Consider the following 16,423-nt stretch of genomic DNA (forward strand, 5'->3'; position numbering starts at 1 on the left):
TGGAAGATCACCTGAGGATGCCGTTGGTCATCCCGGCCGGCTCCTCGGGCACGACGATCAGCCCCAGCTCGGCGGGCGAGGCCGCGAGCTGGTGGTGGGGCACCGCCCGGACCGTGTAGCCGAACGGCCCCGTGCGGTCGAGCGGGACCACCCCCGAGTAGTGGGCGCGGCCGTCGTCGTCGACGTCGCCGGCCGAGAGCGTCAGGTAGGCGGGACGCACCAGCTCGTCGTGCGGCCCCACCCTGCCGTAGACGACCTGGACCAGCACGTCGCCGGGCCGCAGGTCACCGAGCGCGATGGTGGCGCGCAGCTCCAGCTCGGCGCCCACCTCCGGGGTGTCGCCGACGCCCGAGGTCTCGACGTGTTCCACCCGCACCCCGGGCCACGCCTTGGTGACCCGCAGCCGCCACGCGGCGAACGCCTTGGCGGCGGCCCAGGAGTCGGCCGACAGCGCGCGGGCCGCGACTGCCGCCGGGGTGTAGAGGTCGGCCACGTAGTCGCGGAGCATCCGGGTGGCCAGCACCTTGGGCCCGAGGGAGGTCAGCGTGTGCTTGACCATCTCCAGCCAGCGGCGCGGCAGCCCGTCGGGTGCCCGGTCGTAGAAGCGGTCGGCCACCTCGTGCTCGATCAGGTCGTAGAGCCCGGCCGCCTCCAGCTCGTCACGCCGGTCGGGATCGACGACCCCGTCGGCGGTGGGGATGGCCCAGCCGTTGGTGCCGTCGTACCACTCGTCCCACCAGCCGTCGCGGATGGACAGGTTGAGCCCGCCGTTCAGCGCCGACTTCATGCCCGAGGTGCCCGACGCCTCCAGCGGGCGGAGCGGGTTGTTGAGCCAGACGTCGCACCCCTCGACCATGAACTGGGCCAGGGCCATGTCGTAGTCGGGCAGGAAGACGATGCGGTGGCGTACGTCGGCCTGGTCGGTGAACTTGACGATCTGCTGGATCAGCTTCTTGCCGCCCTCGTCGGCCGGGTGCGCCTTGCCCGCGATCACGATCTGGATGGGCTTGTCGGGGTCGAGCAGCAGGCTCCTCAGCCGGTCGGGGTCGCGCAGCATCAGCGTGAGCCGCTTGTAGGACGGCACCCGCCGGGCGAAGCCGATGGTCAGCACGTCGGGGTCGAGCGCGTCGTCGATCCAGCCGAGCTCGGCGTCGGAGGCGCCGCGGGCGCGCCAGGAGGAGCGCAGCCGGGCCCTGGCCCCTTCGACGAGCCGGCGGCGGAAGATCGCCCTGATGGCCCAGATGTCGGCGTCGGAGATCTTCTGGATGCCCTCCCAGCCGCGCGCCCGCTCGATCAGCGACGGCAGCTCCCGCCCGGCCAGCTCCATCAGCTCGCGGCCCACCCAGGTGGGCGCGTGGACGCCGTTGGTGATCGAGCCGATCGGCACCTCGTCGAGGTCGAATCCCGGCCAGAGGTCCTTGAACATCTCGCGGCTGACCTCGCCGTGCAGCCGCGACACGCCGTTGACGCGCTGGGCCAGGCGCATGCCCATGAGGGCCATGTTGAACCGGCCGGGATCGGCCTCGGCGCCGAGGGCGAGGATGCGCTCCACGGGCACGGTCGGCCAGGCGTTGTCGCCGCCGAACTGCCGCTCGATCATGTCGACGGGGAACCTGTCGATGCCCGCGGGCACCGGCGTGTGGGTGGTGAACACGGTGCCGGCCCGGACGACCTCGAGCGCCTCGTCGAAGGAGAGGCGGGCCTCGGTCAGCTCACGGATGCGTTCCAGGCCGAGGAACCCGGCGTGTCCCTCGTTGGTGTGGAACACCTCGGGCTCGGCGTGCCCGGTGATGCGGCAGTAGGCGCGGATCGCCCGCACCCCGCCCACGCCCAGGAGGAGCTCCTGCATGAGCCGGTGGTCGGTGCCGCCGCCGTAGAGCCGGTCGGTGACGTCGCGGGCGGCCGTGTCGTTGTCGGCCACGTCGGAGTCGAGCAGCAGCAGCGGGACCCGGCCCACCTGGGCCACCCAGAGCTGCGCGTGCAGCACGCGGTCGTCGGGCAGGCCGACGCGGATCTTGACCGGGGTGCCGTCGTCCTCCTTGAGCAGGGCCAGCGGCAGGCCGCCCGCGTCGAGGGACGGGTAGTGCTCCAGCTGCCAGGCCTCCGGCGAGAGCGACTGGGTGAAGTAGCCGTGGCGGTAGAGCAGCCCCACCGCGAGGATCGGCACGCCGAGGTCGCTGGCGGCCTTGAGGTGGTCTCCGGCCAGGATGCCGAGGCCGCCCGAATACTGCGGGAGCGCGGCGGCGATGCCATATTCGGGCGAGAAGTAGGCGATGGTCCGCGCGGCGTCGGGCAGCGTCTGGTACCACTGCCGCGAGTTCATGTACTCGCGCAGGTCGTCGGCCGCGTCGGCGAGCCGCCGCAGGAAGCGGCGGTCGGCGGCCAGCTCGGCCAGCCGGCGCGGGTCGACGGCGCCCAGCAGGGCGACCGGGTCGTGCCCGACCTGCTCCCACAGCACCGGATCGACCTCGGCGAACAGGTCTGTGGTCTCCGGATGCCAGGACCAGCGCAAATTGTGCACCAGCTCGCCGAGTGCGGCCAGCTCTGCTGGCAGGACGGTGCGGACGGTAAACCGGCGGATTGCTCTCACGTTTTTGCACCCTATGGGCTAGGAGGGACCTCTCAGACCCTCACCCTCAGCAAGGACGTTCAAACCCCTTCCCGGGACGAAGCATGAAGAGGGACTATTGGGGCAACTTCCTCCATTGTCGGTTCTCCCGGGGACACGGGAGGTCTATCCACTGCTGCCCACAATTTACATGCAAGGATCGTTCCTGCCACGGAAGCCTCCGGCGGTACCGAGTGTGCCGTCGCAACCTCGAAATGCGATGATCGGAAGAATTCCCATCACGGATGTCCACCCCGTCGTCGATTGCGGGCAGTGGCCCGCCAAGGCGGTCGCCGGCGAGACCTTCGAGGTCTCGGCGACCGTGTTCAGAGAAGGCCACGACGCCGTGGCCGCGGGCGTGGTGCTCACCGCGCCCGACGGGCAGCGTGGCCGGTTGAGACCGATGCACGAGCGCGCCCCGGGCACCGACCGGTGGTGCGTCGACGTGTGCCTGGCCACCGAGGGCGACTGGTTGTTCCGGGTGGAGGCCTGGAGCGACCCGATCGCGACGTGGCTGCACGACGCCGAGATCAAGATCCCGCGTGGCATGGACACCGACCTCATGTGCGAGGAGGGCGCCCGGCTGTTCGAGCGCGCCGCCAAGGCCGTCCGGCAGGCCGACTGTCCCGCCCCCATCGGCCGCACCACACCGCAGGCGAGAAACGGGCACACCCCGGTCAGACCCGGCACGGCCCGCACGTCCGCGCAGGTCGGGCCCGGTGACGGCGAGAGCGCGTGCGGGCATCGGGCCGCCCTGCTCGCGATCGCGGCCACTCTGCGCGACGAGGACCTCGACCCGCGGGCCCGGCTGTCGATCGCGCAGCTCCCCGAGACCGCGAGCCTGCTGGAGGCCCACCCGCTCCGCGACCTGGTCACCAGGTCCCGGCCGCGGAAGATCAGGGTCGACCGGCGCCGGGCTCTGTACGGCTCGTGGTACGAGTACTTCCCCAGGTCGGAGGGCGCGGTCGTCAGCGAGTCGGGCGTCTCCAAGTCCGGCACCCTCCAGACGGCGGCCAAGCGGCTGCCGGCGATCGCCCGGATGGGCTTCGACGTCGTCTACCTGCCGCCCGTCCACCCGATCGGCGAGACCTTCCGCAAGGGCCGCAACAACACGCTGAGCCCCGAGCCCGACGAGCCCGGCTCGCCCTGGGCGATCGGCGGCGAGGACGGCGGCCACGACGCCATCCATCCCGACCTGGGCACGATCGAGGACTTCGACCTGTTCGTCGCCCGCGCCCGCGAGCTCGGCATGGAGGTCGCGCTCGACCTGGCCCTGCAGTGCTCCCCCGACCATCCGTGGGTCAAGGAGCACCCCGAGTGGTTCACGATCCGGGCCGACGGGACCATCGCCTACGCCGAGAATCCACCGAAGAAATATCAAGATATATATCCCATCAACTTCGACAGGGACCCCGAGGGCATCTACGCCGAGGTCAAACGGGTGGTGCGGCACTGGATGGACCACGGAGTGCGGATCTTCCGGGTGGACAATCCGCACACCAAGCCGGTGGCCTTCTGGGAGCGACTGCTGGCCGACATCCACTCGACCGACCCCGACGTGCTCTTCCTGGCCGAGGCGTTCACCCGGCCGGCGATGCTGCGCACCCTGGCCAAGATCGGGTTCCACCAGTCATACACGTATTTCACCTGGAAGAACTCTAAGTACGACGTCGAGACCTATCTCACCGAGCTCTCCCACGAGACGTCCGGCTACCTGCGGCCCAACCTGTTCGTCAACACACCGGACATCCTGCACGAGTACCTCCAGCACGGCGGGCTTCCGGCGTTCAAGATCAGGGCCGTGCTGGCCGCGCTGGCCTCGCCGACGTGGGGGGTCTATTCAGGGTATGAACTAACGGAAAATGTTCCGGTTCGCCCCGGAAGTGAAGAATATCTAGATAGCGAGAAATATCAGTACAAACCTCGCGACTGGGCGGCGGCGGAGCGCGAAGGCCGCAGTCTCGCGCCTTTCATCACGCACCTGAATTTGTTTCGAAGAGCCCACCCGGCACTACAGGAATTGCGTAACCTACATTTCCACAGGGTCGACCAACCGGACATGGTCTGCATCTCCAAGCGACTCCCGGGCGCCTATGACCCCGCCACACGAAGGCACGGGATGGGCGACGTCGTTCTGGCGGTCATCAACCTCGACCCCCACCACACCCACGAGGCCACGGTCGAGCTCGATCTGCCCGCGCTCGGTCTCGACTGGAACGCCGAGTTCGTCGTGGACGACGAGCTGTCGGGCGAGTCGTATCGTTGGCGGCAGAGCAACTATGTGCGCCTCGACCCCCATATCCAGCCAGCCCACGTCCTAACCGTACGAGCCGCGCCACGGTAGACCAGAATTCAGCGGGGAGTCTTCAACGTGTGTGTCAGCGTCTCCCTCGTGAGCCTCGCCAGGAGGGGCTCATGAGCTCCACACCCATTCCCAACGCCTTCGACGAGGAGAAGCCTCGCGATCCCTACTGGTACAAACGCGCCGTCTTCTACGAAGTGCTGATCAGGGGCTTCGCCGACTCCAACGGTGACGGCACCGGCGACATCAAGGGCCTGATCGGCAAGCTCGACTACCTCCAGTGGCTCGGCGTCGACTGCCTGTGGCTGCTGCCCCTCTACGAGTCGCCGCTGCGTGACGGCGGCTACGACATCGCCGACTTCATGAAGATCCTGCCCGAGTTCGGCGATCTGGGTGACTTCGTGAAACTGGTCGACGAGGCTCACAAACGCGGCATGCGGGTCATCGCCGACCTCGTCATGAACCACACCAGCGACGCCCACCCGTGGTTCCAGGCCTCACGCCACGACCCCGAGGGGCCGTTCGGCGACTTCTACGTCTGGGCCGACAGCGACACGGGCTACTCTGACGCCCGCGTCATCTTCATCGACACCGAGACGTCCAACTGGACCTACGATCCGGTGCGCGGCCAGCACTACTGGCACCGGTTCTTCCACCACCAGCCCGACCTCAACTACGAGAACCCGGCCGTCCAGGACGCCATGCTCGAGGTGCTGCGCTTCTGGCTCGACCTCGGCATCGACGGGTTCCGGCTGGACGCGGTGCCCTACCTGTTCGAGGAGGAGGGCACCAACTGCGAGAACCTCCCCCGGACCCACGAGTATCTCAAGCGCGTGCGCAAGGAGGTCGACCGGATCTACCCCGACCGGGTCCTGCTCGCCGAGGCCAACCAGTGGCCCTCCGACGTGGTGGAGTACTTCGGCGATCCGGTGGGCGGCGGCGACGAGTGCCACATGGCCTTCCACTTCCCGCTGATGCCCCGCATCTTCATGGCCGTGCGCAGGGAGTCGCGCTACCCCATCTCCGAGATCCTGGCCCAGACGCCGAAGATCCCGGAGCACTGCCAGTGGGGCATCTTCCTGCGAAACCACGACGAGCTGACGCTCGAGATGGTGACCGACGAGGAACGCGACTACATGTACACCGAGTACGCCAAGGATCCGCGCATGCGGGCCAACGTCGGCATCCGGCGGCGGCTCGCTCCCTTGCTGGAGAACGACCGCAACCAGATCGAGCTGTTCACCGCGCTGCTCCTGTCGCTGCCCGGCTCACCGGTGCTCTACTACGGCGACGAGATCGGCATGGGCGACAACATCTGGCTCGGCGACCGCGACGGCGTGCGCACCCCCATGCAGTGGGACCCTGACCGCAACGCCGGGTTCTCCGACTGCGACCCCGGGCGGCTCTACCTGCCGGTCATCATGGACCCGATCTACGGCTACCAGGGGCTCAACGTCGAGGCGCAGCAGAAGAACAACGGCTCGCTGCTCCACTGGACCCGGCGCATGATCGAGATCCGCAAGCGGCACCCGGTGTTCGGGCTGGGTGAGTTCGCCGAGCTCAACTCCTCCAACCCGAGCGTGCTGGCGTTCGTCCGCGAGCTGGGCGACGACCGGATGCTGTGCGTCAACAACCTCTCGCGCTTCCCGCAGCCGGTCGAGCTCGACCTGCGCAGGTTCGTCGGCGTCTCGCCCGTCGAGACGATGGGCGGGGTCCCATTTCCGGCAATTGGCGAACTTCCGTATCTTTTGACGCTCCCAGGGCATGGTTTCTACTGGTTCACCCTCCCGCCGGCTATCACCCAGGAGGAGTAAGACGTGCTTGACGAGCTCCTTGTCGCATGGATCGGTCGCCAACGCTGGTTCGGCGGCAAGGGGCGCCCGATCGACCGGCTGTCGGTCGACTCGGACGTGGAGCTGACCCCCGGGCTCCGGCACCTGATCGTCTCAGTGTGGCAGGAGGGCTCGCGCGACCGCTACCAGATCCTGCTCGGACAGCGGCACGACCTGCCCGACCGCCTCCAGCACGCCCTGATCGGCCAGTGCCACGACCTGCTCCTGTACGACGCCGCGCACGACTTCGAGCTCACCGGCTGGCTGCTCGACGGCATGGCCCGCGACGAGAACCAGGGCGACCTGCGCATGCGCCGCATGCCCGACGTCACCATCGACACCGCCCAGCGCAGCATCGTGCTCGGCGCCGAGCAGTCCAACACCTCACTCGTGTACGGCGACGCCTACATCTGCAAGCTGTTCCGCCGGCTCATCCCCGGGGTCAATCCCGAGCTGGAGGTCGTCGCCGCCCTGGCCGCCCGGCACGCCCCGCACATCGCCCAGCCGTACGGGTGGATCGAGTGCGACCTGGACGGCACGCCCACCACGCTGGCGATCATGCAGGAGTTCCTCGTCAACGCCAGCGACGGCTGGGGCCTCGCGCTGGCCAGCGTCCGCGACCTGTACAACTCGCTGCCCACTGTCAGCGCCGCCGACGCGGGCGGCGACTTCGCCGCCGAGTCCCAGCGGCTCGGCGCCGCCACCGCCCGCATCCACCACGAGCTGGCCGAGGCCTTCCCCACGGACGTCATCGAGACGCACGAGGTCAAACGGATGGCCGAGGGCTTCCGGCGCCGGCTCGGCCGGGCCATGGCCGAGGTGCCGGAGCTGCGCGAATACGTCGGGACGCTCGAGGCCGCCTACCACCGGGTCGAGGACCTCACCACCGAGGTGCCCGTGCAGCGGGTGCACGGCGACTACCACCTGGGCCAGGTGATGCGCACGACCACCGACTGGGTGGTGCTCGACTTCGAGGGCGAGCCGGGCCAGCCGCTGGCCGAGCGCCGGGCGCTGTCCTCGCCGCTGCGCGACGTGGCGGGCATGCTGCGCTCGTTCGACTACGCGGCCAGGCACCTGCTGGCCGGCCACGCCGAGGCGGAGACGCTGGAGCCGCGGGCCGACGAGTGGTCGCGCCGCAACCGCGCCGCCTTCCTGGAGGGCTACACCGAGGCCGGCGGCGCGATCTCGGCGGGCGACGAGGCCCTGCTGCGCGCGTTCGAGCTGTCCAAGGCGGTGTACGAGGTCGTCTACGAGGCCCGTAACCGCCCCACGTGGATCGGCATCCCGCTGGCCGCCTTCCGCCGCGACGCCTTCTGACCCCTTTCCACCCCTCGGGTCACCTGCCGACGGCGACCGGGCGACCAGGCGACCGGCAGGGCGACACCCTGGAGCCGGGGTCTCCCCCAGATAAACCCAGGATTCCCCACATTCGGTGATTGCGACCGTGAAACCGGGCAGTGGCTGGGTTGGACGGTCATCGTAGGGCAGGGTTGGGAGCATGCCGATGAGAACAGAGCTCGACCGCCTCGCGGGCGGGGCGCACCATGATCCGCATTCGATCCTGGGCGCCCATCCCGTCGCGGGCGGCGTGACGTTCCGCGCGTTGCGCCCCCTGGCCGAGCGCGTCCGCGTGCTGCTGGACGACGGCACCTCCCACGAGCTGAAACATCAGGCTCACGGCGTGTTCGAGGTCACGGTCCCGGGCCTCGACAAGGTGCCCTGCTACACGCTGAGCGTCCGATACTCCGGCGGGGAGCCGTTCGAGTTCCGTGACCCCTACCGTCACTGGCCCACGCTGGGCGAGGTCGACCTGCACCTGATCGGCGAGGGGCGGCACGAGCGGCTGTGGGAGGTGCTCGGGGCGCGGGTGATGCGCCACCAGGACGTCCACGGCACGGCGTTCGCCGTCTGGGCGCCCAACGCGCGGGGCATCAGGGTCGTCGGCGACTTCAACCACTGGGACGGCACCGCCTACCCGATGCGCTCGCTGGGCCGTTCCGGCGTGTGGGAGCTGTTCATCCCCGATCTGGGAGCCGGCGAGCGCTACAAGTTCCAGATCCTCGGCGCCGACGGCGTGTGGCGCGACAAGGCCGACCCGATGGCCCGGCGCACCGAGGTGCCGCCGCAGACCGCCTCGGTGATCGAGCAGTCGTCCTACACCTGGAAGGACGAGAGCTGGCTGGCCGCCAGGCGCGAGCAGGCCCCGCAGAGGGGGCCGATGAGCATCTACGAGGTGCACCTGGGGTCGTGGCGGCCCGGGCTGTCCTACCTGGAGCTGGCCGACCAGCTGGTCGAGTACGTGCGCGACCTCGGGTTCACGCACGTGGAGCTGCTGCCGGTGGCCGAGCACCCGTTCGGCGGGTCGTGGGGCTACCAGGTCACCTCCTACTACGCGCCCACCGCCAGGTTCGGCACCCCCGACGAGTTCCGCCACCTGGTCGACCGGCTGCACGAGGCGGGCATCGGGGTGCTGCTCGACTGGGTGCCCGCGCACTTCCCGATGGACGACTGGGCGCTGGCCCGCTTCGACGGCACCCCGCTGTACGAGCACGCCGACCCGGCCCGCGGCGAGCACCCCGACTGGGGGACGTACGTCTTCGACTTCGGCCGCAGGGAGGTGCGCAACTTCCTGGTGGCCAACGCCCTCTACTGGCTCAAGGAGTTCCACATCGACGGCCTGCGGGTGGACGCGGTGGCCTCGATGCTCTACCTCGACTACTCGCGGCGCGAGGGCGAGTGGACCCCCAACGTCTACGGGGGCCGGGAGAACCTCGACGCGGTCGAGTTCCTCAAGGAGATGAACTCCGTCGTCTACCGGGAGGCTCCGGGCATCTCGACCGTGGCCGAGGAGTCGACGGCGTGGCCGGGCGTGTCGCGGCCGGTGCACCTGGGCGGGCTCGGGTTCGGCTTCAAGTGGAACATGGGCTGGATGCACGACACCCTCGCCTACCTCCGGCACGAGCCCGTGTTCCGTCAGTATCACCACCACCAGATGACGTTCTCCCTCATCTACGCCTACTCCGAGCACTACGTGCTGCCGCTCTCCCATGACGAGGTGGTGCACGGCAAGGGCTCGCTGATGGGCAAGATGCCGGGTGACGAGTGGCAGCGCTTCGCCCAGCTCAGGGCGCTGTTCGCGTTCATGTGGGCGCATCCGGGCAAGCAGTTGTTGTTCATGGGCGGGGAGTTCGGCCAGGGCTCCGAGTGGTCGGAGGAGCGCGGGCTCGACTGGTGGGTGCTGGAGTTCGACGGTCACCAGGGTGTCCAGCGGCTCGTCCGCGACCTCAACCGGTTCTACCGCGAGACGCCGGCGCTGTGGGAGCAGGACTCCGACCCCGAGGGCTTCCGCTGGATCGACGCCGACGACGCCTCGGGCAACACGTTCTCCTTCGTCCGCTACGCGGCCGACGGGTCGGCGCTGGTCTGCGTGGCCAACTTCAGCGGCGCGCCGCACGAGGACTACCGGCTCGGCCTGCCGTACGGCGGGCGGTGGGCGGAGGTGGTCAACACCGACGCCTACGACTACTGGGGCAGCGGGATCGGCAACCTGGGCGGGGTCGAGGCGGCCGAGCAGGCGTGTCACGGCCTGCCCTACTCCACGACGCTGCGGGTGCCGCCGCTCGGGGCGGTGTGGCTGCACAGGGAACGGCCGGACGACTCATGAGAGTTCGCTGGGAAAGGCGATCCAGGTCTGGGCTTGTCCAATAAATCCCCCTAAACTCCGAGATCATCCCCCTTCTCGGAGGACGCGTGCGACTTCGCATCCTGATCGTCTGCTCGATCCTGCTGGCTCTGGTCCCGGCCGTTCCAGCGTTCGCCGACGATCCGACACCGGCACCGAGCCCGTCCCACGAGAAGCTGGAGGACGGCCTGGCGCTCGGCGAGGGCACCGTCCGGGCCATCGTCGAGCTGACCGGCCCCGCCGAGCACGCGCCGGTGGCCGCCCAGGCCGCCGAGGAGAACGTGGACGTCGTGCTCCGGCCCGAGACGCAGCCGTTCATGGTCGTCGAGGGCACGGCCGGGGAACTGGCCGCGCTGGCCGAGGACCCCCGGGTCACCTCGATCCATCGTGACCGCGCCTATCCCCCGACGCTGGCCTCCAGCCTCAAGCTGATCGGCGCCGACCAGGCGCACGCCCAGGGCTTCACCGGCGCCGGCCAGGCGGTCGCCGTCCTCGACACCGGGATCGACCGGGACCATCCGTTCTTCTCCGGCCGGATCGTGGCCGAGGCGTGCTTCTCGGCCGTCGAGGCGGGCGTGACGTCGCTCTGCCCCAACGGGCAGACCTCGCAGATCGGGGCCGGCGCGGCCGACGCGGCCACCGCCAGGTGCCTGGCGGGCGAGGTCAACCTGTGCGAGCACGGCACCCACGTGGCGGGCATCGCGGCGGGCGACGGCGGCGTGGCGCCGGGGGCGGGGATCGTCGCCATCCAGGTGTTCAGCCGGGTCGACGACGAGAGCATCTGCGGTGAGCCGTCCTGCCTGCTGGCCTACGAGTCGTCGCTCCGGCTGGCCATGGAGCACGTGGCCGGCCTGTCGTTACCCGTCGCCGCGGTGAACCTGAGCCTCGGCGGCATGCCCTCCGAGGCGGCCTGCGACGACAGCGAGGAGGCCCGGGCCTTCAAGCCGGCCATCGACTCGCTGCTGGCCAAGGGCATCGCGACCGTGGTGGCCGCCGGGAACGAGTACTTCGAGGGCGTCTCCTTCCCCGCCTGCATCTCCTCGGCGGTCGCCGTCGGCGCCAACGACGACGGTGACGAGATCGCCGACTTCTCCAACCGGGGCGCGCTGCTCGACCTGTTCGCGCCGGGCGTGGACGTCGAGTCGTCGGTGCCCGACAACCAGACGGCCGTGCACAGCGGCACCTCGATGGCGACGCCGCACGTGGCGGGCGCCCTCGCGCTGCTGAAGGCGCAGTCGCCGCAGACCCCGATGCCGGACCTGATCGAGAAACTCAAGACGACCGGCCGGCCGTACGCCTACCGGGCGAACGACGTGGACGTGATCACGCCGCGCCTCGACGTGCTGGCGGCCCTGACCGGCGCGACGCCGGCGCCGACCATCAGCCAGACGCCCGCCCCGGCCCCTTACCCGGAACCGGACCCGGAGCCCGAGCCGCAACCCGAGCCGCAGCCCGGCCCGTCGGACGGCAGCCCGTCACCGGATCCGGACCCCGAGCCGACGGACCCCGGGACCGGTGGGACCCAGCCGACGCCGATCCCGCTGCCGACCGTCACCGTGACCGTGACCGTCACCGCGTCGCCTCCGGCCCCCGTCTGCACCCGGGCCGCGACCGGCAAGCGCCTGACGGCCAAGCAGTGGGCCGTGGAGATCCACCGCAGCAGCGGCGGCATCCCCGACGCCACGCTGACCTGCTACCTGAAGCTGGCGCAGAAGGCCAGCAAGGTCTTCCCCGAGCTGACCAGGGCTTCGACGCTCGGCACCGCCTACAAGGTGGTCAAGGCCGGCAAGACCGCCCGGCAGCGGCTGGACAGCGCGCTCCTGGTGGGCTGGCTTAACTGGGCACACGGCATGAATAACACTAAAACCCTCAAGAGCGCAGAAACGGTACGACTTTCCTCCAAGTCGACCATTGTGAATCTGGCGAAGGCGACCAAGAGCCTGCGCGAATCCGGCTGAATTTCGACCTGAGGCGCTTTCCCGGGAAGGCGCCTCAGGACAGCCGGAAAGCGGAATCCCCCATATCCGGATAACAGACGTGCGTCTTTTGTAGGGCGGACATAAGTTTCTCACTACACTCTGGCCCCGTACGCAACATCATGTGGGGATTTTTCCGGCTAGGCGGCCGGGGCGAGCGAGCTTTCACGGGGGCCTTCTTCGTCATCACGCTGCACGCCTCAGCCTCGACGTCCCGCCTTTCGGGCGTCCCACTCCAGTCCCGTCCGGCGACGGACGGTTGACCCCCTCGGAGGAACAGTGAGACTACGGTCTCTGCTGGTCGGCGCCCTGGCGCTGACCACGGCCTCGGCCGCGCTCGTCGCGGCCCCGGCCCAGGCGGCCACCGCTGACGACCCAGCCGTCAGCTCCCAGTTAACGGCCGAGGTCAAGAAGGAGCCCACGGTCCGCTCGATCATCGAGCTCAAGCCCGGAGAGAGCGTCAACGCCGTCGCCACCACCACCGACCAGGCGTCCGACAAGGCCGATGTCATCGAGGAGAAGAAGTCCGCCGACTTCTTCGTCGCCGAACTCGACAAGAAGGCCCTGGACAAGCTCAAGACGGACGACCGCATCCAGGCGATCTACAAGGACGAGCTGAGCGCCCCGTCCCTCGACAGCAGCACCAAGCTGATCGGCTCCGACCAGGCCAACGAGGCGGGCTGGACCGGCAAGGGTTACACGGTGGCGGTGCTCGACACGGGCATCGACCGCGACCACCCGTTCTTCGCCGGCCGGATCGTGGACGAGGCCTGCTTCTCGAGCAACTACGAGCTCCACGCGGCCACCTCGCTCTGCCCGAACGGGCAGGCGCAGCAGGAGGGCGCCGGCGCGGCCGACGCCGAGACCGCCAAGTGCGTCGTCCAGAACGCCAACAAGTGCTACCACGGCACTCACGTGGCGGGCATCGCCGCCGGCAAGAAGGCCGCCGGCGCTCCGTCCAACGGCGTCGCCCCCGAGGCGGGCATTCTGCCGATCCAGGTCTTCAGCCGGTTCGACAGCGCGGACGTGTGCAAGAGCGCCCCGACCCCCTGCCTGCTGAGCTACACCTCCGACCAGAAGCTCGCCCTCGACCACGTCGCGAAGGTCGCCAAGGCGCGCAACGTCGTCGCGGCCAACATGAGCCTCGGCGGCGGCGGCCCGTACTCCGCCCACTGCGACACCGACCCCGCCAACGCCGATCGCAAGACGCAGTTCGACGCCCTCATCGGCCTCGGCGTCGCACCGGTCGTCGCCGCCGGCAACGAGGCGTTCGCCAACGGCGTCGCCTCCCCGGCCTGCGTCTCCAGCGCCGTCACCGTCGGGGCCACCGACGACAACGACGCGGTCGCGACCTTCAGCAACCGGGGCAAGCTGCTCGACCTGTTCGCGCCCGGCGTGGAGATCAACTCCTCGGTGCCGAACAACGCCTACGGTGTCCTCGGCGGGACGTCGATGGCCGCCCCCCACGTGGCCGGCGCGTTCGCGGTGATGAAGCAGGCCCACCCGAACCTGACCGTCCCCCAGATCCTGTCCAGGCTGCAGAACACCGGCAAGGCCATCAGGTACGGCCGGGTGACGACCAAGCGGATCGACCTGGCCAAGGCGACCCCGCCGAAGGCGACCCCGACGCCCACGCCGACCCCCACTCCTACGGTGACCCCGACCGGCGGGCCCACGAGCACGCCGACGGCCACCCCGACGACCAAGCCGACCGTGAAGCCGACCGTCAAGCCGACGGCCACTCCCACGCACGCGCCGGCGCCGACCGGCGAGCCCGACCCGAAGATCATCAGCATGGACCCCGACCCGGAGCCCGTGCCCGACACGTGCTCGCGCGGCCACGGCACCAAGCCGCTGAGCTCGAAGGCGTGGGCACGGGAGATGCTGACGTCCAAGGGCAGCCTGTCCGACCGGACCCTGCTGTGCTACCTGTCGATCACGCAGAACGGCAGCATGGTCTTCCCCGAGGTCAGCAACGCCGCGACGCTGGCCAAGGCGTACAAGGTGCTCAACCCCAAGAGCAAGAGCGCCAAGGCCCTGCTCGACCGTGAGCTGCTCGCCGCCTGGCTCAACTACTCCCACGGCGTCTACAACGCCTCGGCGAAGGTCCACGGCACCACCACGCTGAAGAAGGCGATCGGCGTCGCCGAGAAGTACCGCGTCAAGGGAGGCACCGCCGCCCAGCTCAAGAAGACGGCCGTCTACCTCTACAAGCACGTGAACAAGTAGCCCGATCACCTGTGAAGGGCCGGTCCCGTGCGGGCCGGCCCTTCGGCAGGAGTTGGTGACCCATGACCGACTCCTGCCGCTTAGGGTGGCTTTTATGGACGCAGGCAAAGCGATCTTCGAAACCGTTGACAGGCTTCGCCGGCGGCGCACGGCCCCGCTGGTGCTCGAGCTCGACCTCACCGAGGGCCTCGCGGAGGGGCCGCCGACGGACCCGGTCGCCGCCCTGCTGTCCATGCGCAAACCCCGGCTGCCCGACGTGCTGTCCGGGCTGAGGCGGGCCCGTGACGACTCCCGGGTCAAGGCGCTGATCGTGAAGATCGGCGGCAACCCGCTGGGCCTGGCCATGGTGCAGGAGCTGCGCCAGGCCGTGACCCGCTTCCGGGCCTCGGGCAAGCTGACGGTCGCCTTCGGCGAGACGTTCGGCGAGTTCTCCGGCGGCACCGTCCCCTACTACCTGGCCAGCGCCTTCGAGCGGGTCTACCTGCAGCCGAGCGGCGACGTGGGGCTGACCGGGGTGGCGATGGAGCAGCGCTTCGTCAAGGGCGCCCTGGCCAAGCTGGGGGTCGACTTCGAGATGGGGCAGCGCCACGAGTACAAGACCGCGGCCAACACCTTCACCCAGGACCACATGACCGAGCCCCACCGCGAGTCGATGGGCCGCATCGTCGAGTCGGTCGTGGACCAGCTCGTCGCGGGCATCGCCGACGGTCGCCGGCTCGACCCGGCCAAGGTGCGCGAGCTCATCGACCGCGGGCCGTTCATCGGGGCCGAAGCCGTGGATGCCGGGCTGGTCGACCGGCTGGCCTACCGCGACGAGGTCTACGACGAGGTCAAGCGGTCCGCCGGAGGCGACACGCACCTGCTGTTCGTCTCCCGGTACGCGAGGGCCGCGGCCGTGCGCAAGCTGCCGCACCCGACGGCCGACGGCATCGCGCTGATCCACGGCAGCGGCCAGATCCGGTCCGGACGCTCCGGGCGCAGCCCGCTCGGCGGTGGCGGCGCGATGGGCTCCGACACGGTCAGCGCCGCGCTGCGGGCCGCGCGGCGCGACGAGCACGTCAAGGCCGTCGTGTTCCGGGTCGACAGCCCCGGCGGCTCCTACGTCGCCTCCGACACCGTCTGGCGTGAGGTGGTGCTGACCCGCCGGGTGAAGCCCGTGATCGTGTCGATGGGCGAGCTGGCGGCCTCGGGCGGCTACTTCGTCTCGATGGGCGCCGACGTGATCGTCTCCCAGCCCGGCACCCTGACGGGCTCGATCGGCGTGTTCGGCGGCAAGCCGGTGCTGTCGGAGCTGCTGGAGCGGATCGGGATCAACTCCGAGCTGGTGGCCGAGGGGGCCAACGCCGCGATGTTCTCCACCTCGCGCGCCTTCTCCCCGGAGCAGTGGGAACGGGTCAACGCCTGGCTCGACCGGATCTACGACGACTTCGTGGGCAAGGTCGCCGAGAGCCGCGACCTCACCAGGGAGCGGGCCCACGAGCTGGCCCGGGGCCGGGTCTGGACCGGCGCCGACGCCCAGGAGCGAGGGCTGGTCGACGAGCTGGGCGGCCTGGAGGACGCGCTGGCGCTGGCCCGCGAGCGCGCCCACCTGTCGGACGACGCTCCGGTGCGCACCTATCCCCGGCTCAACCCGCTGGAGCGGCTGCGCGGCCCGGAGTCGAGCGAGGACAAGGCGGCGGCGCTGGCCCGGGTCAGGATCGACGCCTGGGGCCCGCTGGCCCGCCTCTCGGCCGAGCTCGGCCTGCCCGCCGCCGGCCCTCTCGCCCTCCCGGGCTGGTACACGATCCGCTGAGT

Annotated in this window: 8 protein-coding genes; 7 read left to right on the top strand and 1 reads right to left on the bottom strand. The window is 69.8% G+C overall.

Annotated elements, in window-relative coordinates:
- Positions 1-7: 7 nt before the first annotated feature.
- Positions 8-2,590, bottom strand: coding sequence for an alpha-glucan family phosphorylase (glgP, locus tag AB0C16_RS26980; protein ID WP_357686751.1), 2,583 nt, complete (start codon positions 2,588-2,590; stop codon positions 8-10).
- Between the two features lie 238 nt (positions 2,591-2,828).
- Here glgP and AB0C16_RS26985 point away from each other — a divergent pair, with 238 nt between their 5' ends.
- From AB0C16_RS26985 to sppA, 7 genes are all read left to right on the top strand, one after another.
- The gene (locus AB0C16_RS26985; RefSeq protein WP_357686752.1) at positions 2,829-4,952 is read left to right on the top strand and encodes an alpha-1,4-glucan--maltose-1-phosphate maltosyltransferase; all 2,124 of its coding nucleotides are present in this window, start codon (positions 2,829-2,831) and stop codon (positions 4,950-4,952) included.
- 71 nt (positions 4,953-5,023) lie between these two features.
- Complete coding sequence (gene treS / locus AB0C16_RS26990; protein ID WP_357686753.1) at positions 5,024-6,724, top strand: maltose alpha-D-glucosyltransferase; 1,701 nt, start codon at positions 5,024-5,026, stop codon at positions 6,722-6,724.
- 3 nt (positions 6,725-6,727) lie between these two features.
- Positions 6,728-8,059: a phosphotransferase gene (locus tag AB0C16_RS26995; RefSeq protein WP_357686754.1), complete on the top strand. Its 1,332-nt coding sequence runs from the start codon at positions 6,728-6,730 to the stop codon at positions 8,057-8,059.
- 187 nt (positions 8,060-8,246) lie between these two features.
- The gene (glgB, locus tag AB0C16_RS27000; protein ID WP_357686755.1) at positions 8,247-10,406 is read left to right on the top strand and encodes a 1,4-alpha-glucan branching protein GlgB; all 2,160 of its coding nucleotides are present in this window, start codon (positions 8,247-8,249) and stop codon (positions 10,404-10,406) included.
- Positions 10,407-10,492: 86 nt separating this feature from the next.
- Positions 10,493-12,382 (top strand): S8 family serine peptidase, encoded by a 1,890-nt coding sequence (locus AB0C16_RS27005; RefSeq protein WP_357686756.1) that lies wholly within the window; start codon positions 10,493-10,495, stop codon positions 12,380-12,382.
- A gap of 297 nt (positions 12,383-12,679) precedes the next feature.
- Complete coding sequence (locus AB0C16_RS27010; RefSeq protein ID WP_357686757.1) at positions 12,680-14,629, top strand: S8 family serine peptidase; 1,950 nt, start codon at positions 12,680-12,682, stop codon at positions 14,627-14,629.
- Positions 14,630-14,723: 94 nt separating this feature from the next.
- A complete protein-coding gene (sppA, locus tag AB0C16_RS27015; RefSeq protein ID WP_357686758.1) occupies positions 14,724-16,421 on the top strand; it encodes a signal peptide peptidase SppA in 1,698 nt (565 codons plus the stop codon).
- The last annotated feature ends 2 nt before the right edge of the window (positions 16,422-16,423 follow it).

Origin of the sequence: Nonomuraea sp. NPDC048916, from assembly GCF_040649575.1 — a bacterium.
Lineage (GTDB): Bacteria > Actinomycetota > Actinomycetes > Streptosporangiales > Streptosporangiaceae > Nonomuraea.

Excerpts from the sequence above, each read along its gene's own strand:
- glgB (WP_357686755.1), top strand. The coding sequence starts at position 8,247 with ATGAGAACAGAGCTCGACCGCCTCGCGGGCGGGGCGCACCATGATCCG.
- treS (WP_357686753.1), top strand. The coding sequence starts at position 5,024 with ATGAGCTCCACACCCATTCCCAACGCCTTCGACGAGGAGAAGCCTCGC.
- sppA (WP_357686758.1), top strand. The coding sequence starts at position 14,724 with ATGGACGCAGGCAAAGCGATCTTCGAAACCGTTGACAGGCTTCGCCGG.
- AB0C16_RS26985 (WP_357686752.1), top strand. The coding sequence starts at position 2,829 with ATGATCGGAAGAATTCCCATCACGGATGTCCACCCCGTCGTCGATTGC.